Source organism: Streptomyces sp. NPDC004134 (assembly GCF_042874195.1).
Lineage (GTDB): Bacteria > Actinomycetota > Actinomycetes > Streptomycetales > Streptomycetaceae > Streptomyces.
This window is the reverse complement of record NZ_JBIAMS010000009.1, coordinates 163,683-176,378: the sequence shown is the minus strand read 5'-3', so window position 1 is coordinate 176,378 and position 12,696 is coordinate 163,683. Positions and strand designations below refer to the sequence as shown.

General features: G+C 69.5%; 14 protein-coding genes. All 14 read left to right on the top strand.

All coding sequences use genetic code 11. From position 1 onward, the window contains the following. Window positions 1-142 precede the first annotated feature (142 nt). Entirely contained in the window at window positions 143-2,662 is a 2,520-nt protein-coding gene (locus tag ACFYVJ_RS14735; RefSeq protein ID WP_388890786.1) for an FG-GAP-like repeat-containing protein, read from the top strand. Window positions 2,663-3,099: 437 nt separating this feature from the next. Further along, on the top strand, window positions 3,100-4,188 hold the full coding sequence (locus ACFYVJ_RS14730) for an ISL3 family transposase (protein ID WP_388890888.1): 1,089 nt from the start codon (window positions 3,100-3,102) through the stop codon (window positions 4,186-4,188). 2 nt (window positions 4,189-4,190) lie between these two features. Next, window positions 4,191-4,685: a hypothetical protein gene (locus ACFYVJ_RS14725; protein WP_388890783.1), complete on the top strand. Its 495-nt coding sequence runs from the start codon at window positions 4,191-4,193 to the stop codon at window positions 4,683-4,685. Window positions 4,686-5,010: 325 nt separating this feature from the next. Beyond that, window positions 5,011-5,487: a hypothetical protein gene (locus ACFYVJ_RS14720; protein WP_388890780.1), complete on the top strand. Its 477-nt coding sequence runs from the start codon at window positions 5,011-5,013 to the stop codon at window positions 5,485-5,487. A gap of 248 nt (window positions 5,488-5,735) precedes the next feature. Then, the gene (locus ACFYVJ_RS14715; RefSeq protein WP_388890777.1) at window positions 5,736-6,140 is read left to right on the top strand and encodes a hypothetical protein; all 405 of its coding nucleotides are present in this window, start codon (window positions 5,736-5,738) and stop codon (window positions 6,138-6,140) included. A 611-nt stretch (window positions 6,141-6,751) separates the two neighbouring features. Further along, window positions 6,752-7,546, top strand: coding sequence for a hypothetical protein (locus ACFYVJ_RS14710; protein ID WP_388890775.1), 795 nt, complete (start codon window positions 6,752-6,754; stop codon window positions 7,544-7,546). Window positions 7,547-7,567: 21 nt separating this feature from the next. Next, a complete protein-coding gene (locus tag ACFYVJ_RS14705; RefSeq protein WP_388890772.1) occupies window positions 7,568-8,692 on the top strand; it encodes a hypothetical protein in 1,125 nt (374 codons plus the stop codon). 10 nt (window positions 8,693-8,702) lie between these two features. Next, window positions 8,703-9,095 carry a hypothetical protein gene (locus tag ACFYVJ_RS14700; RefSeq protein WP_388890770.1) on the top strand — a complete coding sequence of 131 codons (393 nt, stop codon included), beginning with the start codon at window positions 8,703-8,705 and terminating at the stop codon, window positions 9,093-9,095. A gap of 1 nt (window position 9,096) precedes the next feature. Then, window positions 9,097-9,375, top strand: a complete 279-nt coding sequence (locus ACFYVJ_RS14695) for a hypothetical protein (protein WP_388890768.1) — start codon at window positions 9,097-9,099, stop codon at window positions 9,373-9,375. Window positions 9,376-9,378: 3 nt separating this feature from the next. Beyond that, window positions 9,379-9,867 carry a hypothetical protein gene (locus tag ACFYVJ_RS14690; RefSeq protein WP_388890766.1) on the top strand — a complete coding sequence of 163 codons (489 nt, stop codon included), beginning with the start codon at window positions 9,379-9,381 and terminating at the stop codon, window positions 9,865-9,867. Window positions 9,868-9,877: 10 nt separating this feature from the next. After that, entirely contained in the window at window positions 9,878-10,222 is a 345-nt protein-coding gene (locus ACFYVJ_RS14685) for a hypothetical protein (RefSeq protein WP_388890764.1), read from the top strand. Next, complete coding sequence (locus ACFYVJ_RS14680; RefSeq protein WP_388890762.1) at window positions 10,219-11,916, top strand: hypothetical protein; 1,698 nt, start codon at window positions 10,219-10,221, stop codon at window positions 11,914-11,916. The genes ACFYVJ_RS14685 and ACFYVJ_RS14680 overlap by 4 nt, the downstream gene beginning before the upstream one ends. Next, window positions 11,916-12,266: a hypothetical protein gene (locus tag ACFYVJ_RS14675; protein WP_388890759.1), complete on the top strand. Its 351-nt coding sequence runs from the start codon at window positions 11,916-11,918 to the stop codon at window positions 12,264-12,266. Before ACFYVJ_RS14680 ends, ACFYVJ_RS14675 begins: the two co-directional genes overlap by 1 nt. A 5-nt stretch (window positions 12,267-12,271) precedes the next feature. Then, the gene (locus tag ACFYVJ_RS14670) at window positions 12,272-12,694 is read left to right on the top strand and encodes a hypothetical protein (protein WP_388890757.1); all 423 of its coding nucleotides are present in this window, start codon (window positions 12,272-12,274) and stop codon (window positions 12,692-12,694) included. Window positions 12,695-12,696 lie beyond the last annotated feature (2 nt).

The window sequence follows — 12,696 nt, the reverse complement described above, 5'->3', positions numbered from 1 at the left end:
TCTCGCCTCACCAGGCTCACGTCAACCGATCGGACACGCTTTGCACTTGTGACATCACTCACCGCATTCGCTGTGCAACCTTTCCTATCGCTCGGCCGTCCACATCTGATGCTTTGTAAGGCGATAGTGACAGGAGAGCTGCATGCATCACCCGATCACCCACCTTGCTCTGAGACATCACCGCAGACGACACCGCACGGTGCTGACGCTGGCTGGGCTGCTTCTGATCCCGGTGCTGATCTCTCCGTCTGTCGCATCCCAGGCGCATGCCGCGCCGACGGGCACCGCACTGGCCGCAGGGGCGCAGGTGCGGTCGATGCCAGTTCCACAAGGCGGGCTTCCGGCCACGGAGACAGAACCGTTTGGACTGCTCGGCGCAGCGTGGCCCGCTGCGGCAAACGCCGCGGAGCACATTGAGGTCCGCACTCGCAGCACCGCCGACGGCGCCTGGTCTGCCTGGCGTCCGCTCGACGCTCAGGCTGCGCAGGTTTCCGAGGGCGAACCGAACGGAGCGCGGGAGCAGCGGTTGGTGACGGGGCCGTTGTGGGTCGGTGCCTCCGATGCAATCGAGGTGCAAGCGGCAGAAGGGCGCACTCTCCCGCAAGGGATTGATCTCACCCTCGTCACCCCTGCCACCGCTAGGAGTGAAGATGCTTCCTCGCCGTCGCCGGCCCCCGCTTCGCCCGAGGCACGGGATCTGCCCACTGCATCACTGGCGGCGGTCGGACGGCCGCCGATCACCACCCGCGCCGAGTGGGGAGCTGACGAGAACCTGCCCCAGCCACCGTCCTACAGCAGCGACGTCAAGGCAGTCATCGTGCACCACACAGGCGGCACCAACGCATACAACTGTGCCGACTCCGCGGCGATCGTTCAGTCAATACAGGCGTACCACATGGCAGACCCCGACCACCTGTGGAATGACCTCGGCTACAACTTCCTCATCGACAAGTGCGGCACCATCTTCGAAGGCCGCGCCGGCGGCATCGACCAGCCCGTGATCGGCTACCACACCCCCGGCTTCAACACCGACACGACCGGCATCGCCCTCATCGGCGAACTGGACACGGCCGAACCCACGCCTGCCGCCCACGACGCCATCGGCCGGCTCGCGGCATACAAGCTCGGCCTGACCGACCGCGATCCGCTCGGCACCGAAACCCTGACCGCCACCGTCGACAACGGCACCTACGCCGCAGGCGAGCAGGCCACAGTCCCCGCCATCGCCAACCCGCAAGACCTCGTTCTGACCACCAGCCCCGGAGCCAAGCTACTGGCACGACTGCCTACCATCCGCTCCTTCGCCGCCAGCCCCGCCGCCGCCGCCGCCACCCCGACCGCCGACATCGACCGCAACGGCGTGATCGACCTGGCCGCCGGCGTTCCCGAGGCCGCCGTCGGTACCCACGCCGGAGCCGGAATGATCACCGTGCTACCCGGCACCACCACCGGCCCGGACGGCACCATCCGGCCGATCACCCAGAACGCCACCGGCGTGCCCGGAAGCGCCGAAGCCGGCGACGCCTTCGGCACGGACAGCGCTTACGGCGACGTCAACGGCGACGGCTATGCCGACCTCGTAGTCAGCACCCCCGGCGAGGACGACACCGCCGGCATCGTCGACATCGGCAACGTGACCGTACTCGACGGTCCCGGTTTGACCACCGGCGCCAGCTACAGCATCCCCACCGCCGAGCGCGTCGCCGGCGCCAAACTCGGCACCGCCGTGTCCGTCGGCGACTTCAACAGCGACGGCAAGGCCGATGTCTTCGCCATCGCGCCCGGCGCACCGGCAACCTGGTGGCTCCGTGACAGCGCGACCGGCACCATCACCACCGGTCGACTGGCCACCTCCACCGCCGCAGCCGTCACCTTCCCCCAAGCCGCCACCGGCGACTTCAACCGCGACGGCTACACCGACGCGGCCGTCACCTACATCGATCCCGACGGCACCGGCCGCATCATGACCTTCCCCGGGTCCGCCGCCGGCCTCCAACCCGGCACCCGCCTGAACGCCACCGGCGGCCGGGCGATCGCCGCCGGCGATGTCAACGCCGACGGCTACACCGACATCGTCATCGGCCAGCACAACACCCCCGAATCCGGCGCCTTCACCGGCGGGCAGGTCACCGCCTTCTACGGCTCCGCCACCGGCATCACCACCACCGGCGCCACCACCCTCCACCAGGACAGCCCCGGCGTACCCGACACCGCCGAAGCCGGCGACTCCATGGGGCGCAGCGTCTCCATAGGCGACTACAACAACGACGGCTACGCCGATGTCCTAGCCGGCGTCCCCAACGAAGACATCACACGCGACGGTGTCACCTACGCCGATGCCGGCACCGCCCTCCTCCTGAACGGCAGCCCCTCCGGCCTCACCGGAACCGGCTCCCACGCCATCAGCCAGGACACCCCCGGTGTCCCCGACACCGCCGAAACCACAGATCGCCTCGGCAACGCCGTCTCTCTCACCGACCTCACAGGCGACACCCTCGCCGACCTCACCATCGGCGCCGGCAACGAAGACAACGCCAACGGCACCATCCTCCAAATCGACACCGCCCCCACCGGCATCCAACCCACCACCGGCACCTACTACGGCCCCGCCGCCATCGGCGCGCCCACCACCTCCCACATCGGCAACAACCTCACCCCTTAATGGGGTGGTCGGGAGTCGCTGATGATGGGGCAGAGGCTCAGCATGCGGACCAAGTTCCTGGTCGTGGCGATTTCTGGAGCCGTAGTCAGCGTCCATGGTGGAGGAGGGCGAGGCGGGTACGGACGTCCGCGTGGTGGGGGAGCCCGCGCGCGATCGTGCTGTCCTTACACCGGCTGATGCGCTCTTTTCCGGAGAAGGACGGCGCGATGCGCGGTTTCTGCAGGGAGAGGTGATGGTCGAGGCGATGCCCTGATCCCAACCAGAACCATGTTGCGCTGCAAATCCACGACTTGCTGTCGGCGTACACGTGAACGTGGCTCTGGCAAGATTTTCGTAGCCGGAGATCATCTCGGTGCGGCGGTGGGCTGGTCCGCATAGCGGGCAGCCTGTGGCTGTGCTCTGTTGAACTGGCAACTCTGTTGCCGCAGTTGGCCAAGGTGCTGGTCGGCTCGATCGATGTCTCCGATGCCGTCGTGGCGGTCCACGCCCGCACGAGATCCGGTGTTCCAGCAGGATGCACGGGATGCGGCCAGCTCAGCGCGTGGTGCCACAGCCGCTATGTACGGCGGCTCGCCGATGTCACTCTCGGAGGCCGGCCACTGCGTATCGACTTGTCCGTGCGCCGCCTGTACTGCGAAAACCCGGTTTGCCCGAAGAAGACCTTCGCCGAGCAGGTGGCGGGGCTGACCGTGCGATACCAGCGGCGCACACCGCAGTTGCAGCGCCTGGTGGAGGACGTCGGCGTGGTGCTGGCCGGCCGCGGCGGTTCCCGGATGCTGCGGATCTTAAACGTCACGCTCTCGCGGTGCACCGTTCTGTCTCAGCTGATGCGGGTGCCGCTTCCGCCACCGGAGACACCCCGGGTGCTGGGGGTGGATGACTTCGCGCTCTACGGCGACACCTACGGCACCCTCCTGGTCGACGCCACCGCCCGGCTCCCGCTCACGCTCTGGGAGGGACGCGACGCGGAACAGCTCAGCCGGTGGCTCCGCGAGCACCCTGGTGTCGAGGTCGCGTGCCGCGACGGGTCCCTCACCTACCGGCAGGGCATCACCGCTGGCGCCCCCGATGCCGTGCAGGTCAGCGACCGTTTCCATCTCTGGCAGGGGCTCTCCCGCCGCGTCCAGGACATCGCCTCCGCCCACCGCGGCTGCCTGCCCGCAGCACTGCCCCCAGTCAGCGAGACCGATCCCGCACCGATCGAGGAGGCCGCTGAGGACGCCGCTGCGGACTCCCGAGCCGGGCGCCATGCCCGCAGGCTGTTCGAGGCCGTGCACGCCTTGACCCGCACCGGCCGGACCCACAGCTCCGTGGCCCGGGAGCTCGGCCTGGACCGCCGCACCGTACGCAAGTACGCCCGAGCCCGTGCCTGGCAGGAAGTGATGCGCCGCCCGCCCCGCAAGCCCTCCACCCTCGACCCTTACCTCGACTACCTGCAACAACGCTGGGACGAGGGACAGCACAGCGCGAAGATCCTGCACGAGGAACTCCAAACAAGGGCTATCTCGGCCACTACCAGCGCGTGAAAATGGCCGTCGCACCCCTCCGCCGGGGCCTGCCCCTGGACGCGCCTCGCGAGCGACCGCCCTCCCCACGCGAAGCGGCCCGCTGGATCACCACCCATCCGGCCCGCCGCAGTCTGCACATCAACGATCGCCTGCCCCGGCTCCTCGATCACTGCCTTGAGCTCAGGCACACCCACGACCTGGTCCGCCGGTTCGCCAGCATGCTCGACAACCGCGACGCCACACCCCTCCCAGGCTGGCTCCACGACCTCGCGAACAGCGGACTGACCCCTCTTGCCGGCCTCGCCGGAGCCCTGCGCGAAGACCGGCAAGCCGTCGCCCAGGGCATCACCACCCCATACAACTCCGGAGTCAACGAAGGCCGCATCACCGATGTCAAGCTGCAGAAACGCCTCATGGCCGGCCGCGCCAGCGTCCCACTCCTCCGCCACCGCGTCGTCCTGATAGCCCACCTCCGCCGACGCTACGCGGACCAGCCCACCGCCGCACCGAGATGATCTCCGGCTACGAAAATCTTGCCAGAGCCAGCTCAGGTCGTACGCCGACACTTGCACGGCGAGCCCTCCAGGCGCCCGAACACTGCTTCCGTACGCAGAGCTTCTCGGCACGACCCTGCCGCTCTTCCTTGGCCTCGACGACGAAGATGCGGCACACCAGGAAGGGCTGCTCTACTCCGGCGAACCCGCCCCGGCACAACGGACGCAGGCGGACTACTTCGAGGAGTCAGCGCGGAGTCCGCCGCCCTTGCATATTGCGGTGGCCAGGGCCGTTACCCAGGATCATGGGCGAGCTTCTTTTCGTCAGGCCGCAGTGCACCGTCCTTTGAACACAATCGACCGTCTGAGCTCGGAAACCGAGCTCGAAGCGTTCTCGGCAGACGGCGATACAGTCGGCGCGGTGATCGTCTACGGCGTCCAGGAGACGCAGAAGGCGGCGACGGAGCGTGTCGATGTCGGCGAGTTCGAAGAGGGCCATGAGCGCGCCTTGCGTAGCGCTGCGATCACCGCCATCTCGCCGCCGGTCTTCGATCTGCGTGTGAACCGTCTCAAGTCCGCGGGCGGCGACCGGGCAGTGGTGGTGGAGGTTCCGTCGAGCGTCGATGGACCCCATCTGATCTACAGGCACGAGTACTTCGGTGCACCAGTGCGCAACGACTCCGACACGGTGTGGATGAAGGAGCGCCAGATCGAAGCCATGTACCGCGCCCGGTTCGGCGAACGCCGCCACGCGACCGAGGCTCTGGACGCGCTGGTCGCTGACGCTGCTCCCGCCGCGATGCCGACAGGCGTGCATGGTTGATCGCTGCTGCTCACCCCCGCATCCCCCGCCTTGCGGGCCGTCTGTCCCGGGACGAGGCACGCCTCGTCCCGGAGAAGAGCGCGGACCTGGCGCTGGCCCTTGCAGGACGCGGAGGCATTCATCCGCTGGAGAGCGTGGACCGACTCAACCCCCGTCCCGGGCTGCGCCGGTGGGTTGCCGTCAACACAGCAACGGGTGAGCGTGCAGCGTGGAAGGAGTCATGGGTCACTATCCATCACGAAGGGTCTGTGACCCTCGCGGCCGCGGTTGGCGGGCACAGAAACAGGGACGGTTATTTCGAGGGCTGGCAGGTCGAGTCTTCGTCCATCGAGTGCGCCATCGCAGATCTGATGGCGCTGGTCCGCACCACCGCTGGTGCCACCGGCAACGCGGAGTACGAGGTGCGTGTCCGGATCGACTGGAACGGTGAGGATCCGCTCTCGATCCTGACGGTGGACACCTTCGGCTTCCCCTATCACGACGTCTCGACTCCGCTGCGCCGCTACACACCGGTCGAGACCACAGTGAACGCCGGCGAACCAGATCTGGACTATCACTGGCAGGTGCACGACCTGGCGCAGGACTGTGTGAACCAGGGCGGCATCTCCAACCTGCTCCAGACCGGACCGCCTGAACCAAACGATCAGGTGTAGACGAGTCGCCGTTCCGCAGGTCAGACCGAAACAGGTTGGTCTGCAGGGGAGGGGGATCGATCACTTCAACGGCAACGATGTACCCCGGGTGAGGGCGTGGGTGTAGTGGTCAACTCGCCCCTCGGACACGCAAATTCGTACATATCTTGGCATGCTGAACTGGCGCCCATGTCTCGCCCAGGCGAGGGACGGGCGTTTCGTCGTTGCCGGCCCCTGTGTCGGTCAGAGGGCGTGCCGGTCGGCCGATGATGATCCTTTCTCTCGCCGGGGTGGCGGCGGTCAGGGAGCTGTCCGCCGGGTCGTAGGCCGGGGTGGTCAGGGAGCCCGGGCTTCGGTGCGCCGAGGGTCGAGGTGGTGCGGACTTCGGGGACCTCACGATTTCGCTGTGGGTGCACCACGGCATCGGGTGCTCCGGCCCGGGTTCGGGCCTCCCTCCCGGGGTGGCGGGGTGATCTCTGCGGTGATGCCGCGCCGGCGGGAGGCATATGACCCGGACTCATGCCCCCATCGGGAGGAAAAGCGAACTATTCGGTCTAATCTTCCTTGCGGCTGCTGAGTAGCCCGTGCGTTGCTTGTCACACCTGTGAAAAGTGTTGCCGGAGGAGACTGGCATGGGTGTGGTCCAGGACAAGGGCCTGAAGCAGATCGCCGACCCCACCACGCTCACCACGCTGCTCACCCCGCACGCGCAGCTCCTCGTCGAGCGCACGCACACCCTGGACTACGAGCGCATCGTCTCCGTCAAGCAGCTCCGGATTCTGCGGAGCACCCTCGGCGAACCCCTGTTCGCACCCCGCCGCCGGCAGGGCGCCTGGAATCAGGTGACGCCCGCCCCCACCCGTACCGAGTTCTCCTGGGAGGGCGAGGCCACCGCGCCCGTGTGGATCGACGTGTCCGCCGACCTGGAGATCGACGTGGTCGCGGAGACCGACCCCGGTGGCATCGACTCGGTGGTCACCCGTGCCGTGGACTCGTACCGGACGCTTGACGAGTTCCGGGCCCAGTTCTCGTACCTGAACCTGGACGAGTTCATGGCGAGTCACGGGCTGCGCACCGTCGAGGATCTCAGGGACGCCGGCGAGTACCTGCGGACGGAGGTCCGGCTGCGTCATCCGCCGCCGTTCGACCCCACCGACCCGCACAACGTCCGCACCGTGCTCCTCACCGCCGCCGTCCTCGTCGCCGACCCCACCGATGTGGTCGCGGCGCTGCGCTCCGCCCGTCGCGTGGCGGCGGCGGCCCGCGACCGGCCCCTGCCGCCGAGCACCTTCGGCGTACGCAGCGCGCCCTACGCCCACGCCGCCGCCTTCACCCCCCTCCCGCAGCCGCTGGCTCAGGCGCTCTCCCAGGCGGAGATCACCGCTGTGTTCGGCAGCGCCGGCATCACCCCGCTCTTCCTCACCTGATTCCGGAAGGAAGCACGCTCCATGGCCACCCCGAGCCCCGTTCGCTACATCCGTGTCCAAGCCAAGCCCAACTTCTTCTCGCCCGCCGTCCGGCCCACCGGCAACATCGCGATCATCGGTGCCGTGACGGCCGCGGCGGGGGCGACCGGCCTCATCCCGGTGAACGAACCCAAGGTGTTCGCGGATCCCGACGACGCCCTGAAGCAGGCTCCCGGGCCGCTCGGCACGGCCGTCGCGCTCGCCCTGAGACAGGAGCCGGGACCCGGCGACGTCTACGCCGTCCGCCTCGCCGACCAGCCGAACGTCGACGAGACCCTCGCCGTGATCAAGACACTGGCCGTCCAGTTCGTGGTCATCGCGGACACCCCCCTGGAGGTGCCCGCCGGAGGGCAGCCGACCGAAGCCATCGTGAAGCTGGCCGACCACGTGAAGGGGCCGTTCGGCGAGGGCCTGGAACGCATGGGCGTGGCCATGCTCGGCACGGGCGACCACGATCCTTCGATCATCACCGGCGCGCTCAACACCGATCGCATGGTCTACGTGGCGCACAAGAGCGCCGAGGACGTGGCGGCCGCGGTCGCCGGCACCATCGGGGGATACGACCCCCAGGTGTCGATGCTCCTCAAGAAGGTCGGCGTGACGTCCGCGGAGTTCACCGCCGACGAGCTGATCACGATCAACGGCAGCGAGGACGACTCGTCGCCTCCGGCCGGCAACAACCTCAACTGGCTGGTGAACCCCGCGCTCATCCCGGGGCAGGGCGTCTACCTCGGCGAGGGGTACACCGGCGCCAACGGCACCACGGACAAGAAGTACATCGACATCGTCCGCACTCTCGACGACCTCACGTTCCGGCTCAAGGCATCGCTCATCACCACCATCGGCGAACTGCGGATCAGCCGGACCGGGCTGCGGGCGCTCGCCGGCCAGATGGAGGGGGTGCTCGAACCGCTGCGCAGGAGCGAGGTGATCGAGGACTACGAGGTCGTCATCCCGGTGCTCCAGTTGTTCGACAAGCCGCAGCCCACCCCCGAGGACGAGAAGATCATGGCCGCCGCCCGCCGCGACCGGCTGGCCGAGGCCATGGTCCAGATCACGTACGCCGGCGCCATCCACCGGCTCAGCATCAAGCTGACCTTCAAGTAGGGAGCGTCTCATGTCCGACTGGAACACCCGCCTCGAGGTGAAGCTGGACGGTCGCACCATCACCCCGATCACGAACTTCTCCCCGTCGTTCAACGTGCCGCACACGGTGCTGCACAGCCTGGAAGCGGACGGCGTCGGCTTCGTGCGCCAGCCGTTCACGTTCACCTTCACGATGACCGTGCCCGCGGTGGCGTCCGCGGTCGCCGACCTCACCGAACTCGCCTCCACGGGCAAGGAGTTCGCCGTCGCCGTCGCCGAGAAGCAGGGCAACGACTGGGCCTTCTCCGCCCTGAAGTTCGGCCGCTGCGTGGTCAGCGCCGTGCAGCCCAGCACGGTCACCGTGGACGGCGTGCCCCAGGCCAACTTCACCTGCATGGCGCTCAACGTGGGCGTGGAGGAGTGACGTGACCGGTGACGACGAGGAGTTCGCGCACGCCGACGCCTTCGCCGCGGGCGGCCGTGTCGACAGGACCGGCCTCGCCCTCGTGCACGAGGGCGAGCACATCGTGCCCGCGGCCGGCAGCGAGGCGGTCGTCACTCGGCACGGCGCGTCCGGCACCGTGATCCACTACCACTTCCCGGTCGAGGTCGAGGTGGTCGGCGAACTCGGCGACCACCACGTCCGGCGGATCGCGGACCACGTCTTCGCCGAATTCGACCGCGAACTCGGCAGCCGGGGGTGACCCGTGACCGAGAAGGTGCTCGTCGGCACGGTTCCCCTCCTGTACGCGCAGAGCGTCACCATGACCGAGGGGTACCGGGTCGAACGGATCCTGGGCAGCCGCTTCTCCCAGGCCACCCAGCCGTCGACGAAGACGATCGCCATCGAGGCGGTCCTCCTCGGCCCGGACCGGCACGCGACCAAGAAGGCCCTGGAGGTCATGGCGCTCAACTCCCGGGCACTACTCGCCGCGGCCGCGCCCGCGCTCGCCGTCACCGGGATCCCGGTCGTCTGCGGTCTCACGCTCAGCCTCGACATGCAGATCACCGATCTGCGGTTCACCCAGAGCGTGCAGAAGCGGGACGCCTTCGACCTCTCCCTCACCCTCCAGCATGTGCCCCGGTCCAGCCTCACCGCGCTGCTCGGCGAGATCGCGGAGCTCGCCACGAGCGCGGGCAGCGCGGGTGTGCCGAGCCTGCCCGTACCCGGCCCCGTACCCCGACTGCCCCTGTAGAGGAGGCGCGATGCCGCTGCTGCCCGTCGACGCCGACGAGGGATTCCCGCAGAGCTTCCGGCTGCGCTTCGGCCCGCACGTGTACCGCGTCGGCCTGTACGCCAACGCCGACGAACGGACCGTCGCGCGGGGCGGGATGCTCGACCTCCTCGGCACCGGTCCGTTCCTGGTCGTGGTCGTGGACCGCGAGGACCCGGACGGGATCGTCCCGCTGGTGCGCCGGAAGGCGGTACGGGACCTGCCCTGCCCGGCGGGCCGGCTGCGCCTCGTCTTCCGGGAGGCCCGGGTGCACGTGCAGAACCTGAACGCCGCGGGCAGCCACGGGTCCCGGGTCGTGGCGGAGGTGTCCGCGTGAGCCTCGTGATCCGCTACCGCGTGACCGTGGACGAGGACAAGCCGCCCGAGGACTCGCCGTTCGGCGCCATCGCGGGTGCGGTGGCGGGCGCCGCCGCCTCCCTGCTCGGCCTCACGGGCCTGCCGCTCACCGTCTCCAACCACGTCTTCGACGGCTCGCTGGTCCTGGACGCGGAGATCACCGTCACGATGAACGAGGGGGCGGTCGCGGGCACCTTCGACGTGCTGCTCGTCAACGTCCCCCGCGACACCGTCACGATGCTCCGCTCGAAGATCGCCGACGTCCCGCTGAAGGCCGTCGTGTCCCTCGGCTACTTCGACGAGCCGGGCAGCGTCGACAAGCCGGTGATGCAGGGGAGGATCCTGCGGATCACCTCCTGGGTGGGCGAGGACGGCCTGAGCCGGGTGCGCCTCACCGGGCAGGACGCGGCCGGTTTCGCCCTGCGGAAGATGCCGGTCGCGGAGCACCGCGCGAACTCCTGCGACGCGCTGGAGTTCGTGGAGAGGATCGCGAAGGCCGCCAAGCTGACCCTCGCCGAGGGCTCGAAACTGCCGGCCGACCTCAGCGACCACACCGTGCGCGGCCCGACCGCCCTCGGCGTGCTGCGCGACCTTGCCCAGACCGTCCCCGCCCCGGTGGTCATCCGGGACAAGGAGATCAGGACCGGCCCCGCAGTCGGCGCGGGGGACGACCGGGCCCCCGTCGCCTTCGACCCCGAGCTCAACCTCGTCTCGTGCGGCGACTCCCAGGGGGACGACACCGTCGCGACCGCCCCGGGGGAGGAACGTCCGCCGCCGCGCACCTCACTCGACCTGGTCGTCCTCGGCCACCCCGGGCTGCGGGCCGGCCAGGTGGCCACCGTCGAGGGCGTCGACGCGCCGCCCGGTCCGCTGCGCATCACCCGCGTCCTGCACCGCTTCGGCGGTCGCACCGGCTACGTCTGCGACGTCCAGGTCGTGGCCGTACCCGCCGGGGCGGTCGCCGAGGTCCTGGACGGCGGCGTACGCGGCATGGTCGACCGGTTCGACGCGCGCGCCGAGCGCGAGCGGCTGGCCCGGCCGTCGGTCGACGTGGGCGAGGTCACCGGCTACCGGGGCAACGGCCACCAGGTGTCGCTCGCGTACGGGCAGACCCCGCCGCCCGCCATGGGCGCGCCCAGCGTCCAGGGGGAGATCGGCGACGCCACCCTCCTCGACAAGCCCGTCGCCGCCCCGTTCGCCTTCGGGCCCTGCGGTCTGATGACCCCGGTCTACCCGGGGATGCGGGCACTCCTCGCGCACAACCGCGACCTCGTCAACGACGCTGCCGTGGTGGGGTACCTGTGGCCCCGTACGAGCGGAGCGAAAGCGCCGGAACCGCACCCGGGGGACTACTGGCTCTCCCTGCCGACGCGGCTCGGCCCCGACGGCGCCCCCGACGGACCGGGCGTCAACGATCTGACCGACGCGGCCGGCGGCCGGATCATCCAGGCGCGCGGCCTGCGCATCCACGTCGGTACCGGGAAGCTCCCGAACGTCGGCACCCGGCCCACACCGCCCCCGGACGACACCGTGACGATCGAGCACCACACCGGCACCACGATCAAGGTCGACACCGCCGGCGCGGTCACCGTCAGTACGCCAGGAAGGAAGATCATGCTCACCAACGGGACCGTGAGTCTGTCCCTGGACGGCACCTCGGTGCAGGTGACCTGATGCCCGAGGTCCTCACCAGCGCCGCCGACATCCGGTGCGACCACGGAGCCCCGCTCGTGGTGGTGCCCACGCAGAACTCCCTGACCGTGGCCGGGAATCCGGTCCTGCTCGTCAGCGACCTGCTCGCCGCGACGGTCCCGGCCTGCCCCAACCAGCCCACGCCGGCCGCGCCGAATCTCCTGCCGTGCGGCAAGGTCACCTCCCTGACCGGCGGGGCCAGCACCGGCCTGTCCGTACGGGGCACCCCGGTCGCCCTGGCCACGGCCCAGGGTATGACCCTCGCGTTCCCCGTCAAACCCGTGCTGTGGAGCGTCGCCGCGCCCGGCCAGAGCGTGCTGAAGGCGAGGTGACCGCCGTGACGGAGTATCCCGGTGCGGCCGCCCCGGCGGCGGCGACCGACCCGCTCGGACACAACCTGCGCCTGGACGACGGCGACCTCGTCGTACGGGACGGCGGCCTGGCGCAGGTGCGCGGACTCGCCAGTCTCGTCCAGGCGCTGACCCTCTCCCTGCTCACGCCCTACGGATCCGACCGCTTCGCCGGCCGGTACGGGCTGAGCGTCGGGGACGCCTTCGGCGGCACCGGCGGCATGGCCGAGGTGCGCGAGCTGCTGCGGCTGGAGATCGTACGCACCCTCGCCGCCGATCCGCGGGTGAACGAGGTCACGGACGTGACCTTCTCCCACCCGCCGGACGACCGCAGGACATGGACCGTCGAGGTGGTCGTGGAGGCCGTGGACGGCCGGACCACCGCCGTCTCGGCGGGGCTGGAGGTGTAAGG

Coding starts and splice junctions, on each gene's coding strand:
- ACFYVJ_RS14685 (WP_388890764.1), top strand. CDS start 9,878: ATGCCGCTGCTGCCCGTCGACGCCGACGAGGGATTCCCGCAGAGCTTC.
- ACFYVJ_RS14710 (WP_388890775.1), top strand. CDS start 6,752: ATGGGTGTGGTCCAGGACAAGGGCCTGAAGCAGATCGCCGACCCCACC.
- ACFYVJ_RS14705 (WP_388890772.1), top strand. CDS start 7,568: ATGGCCACCCCGAGCCCCGTTCGCTACATCCGTGTCCAAGCCAAGCCC.
- ACFYVJ_RS14700 (WP_388890770.1), top strand. CDS start 8,703: ATGTCCGACTGGAACACCCGCCTCGAGGTGAAGCTGGACGGTCGCACC.
- ACFYVJ_RS14725 (WP_388890783.1), top strand. CDS start 4,191: ATGGCCGTCGCACCCCTCCGCCGGGGCCTGCCCCTGGACGCGCCTCGC.
- ACFYVJ_RS14735 (WP_388890786.1), top strand. CDS start 143: ATGCATCACCCGATCACCCACCTTGCTCTGAGACATCACCGCAGACGA.
- ACFYVJ_RS14675 (WP_388890759.1), top strand. CDS start 11,916: ATGCCCGAGGTCCTCACCAGCGCCGCCGACATCCGGTGCGACCACGGA.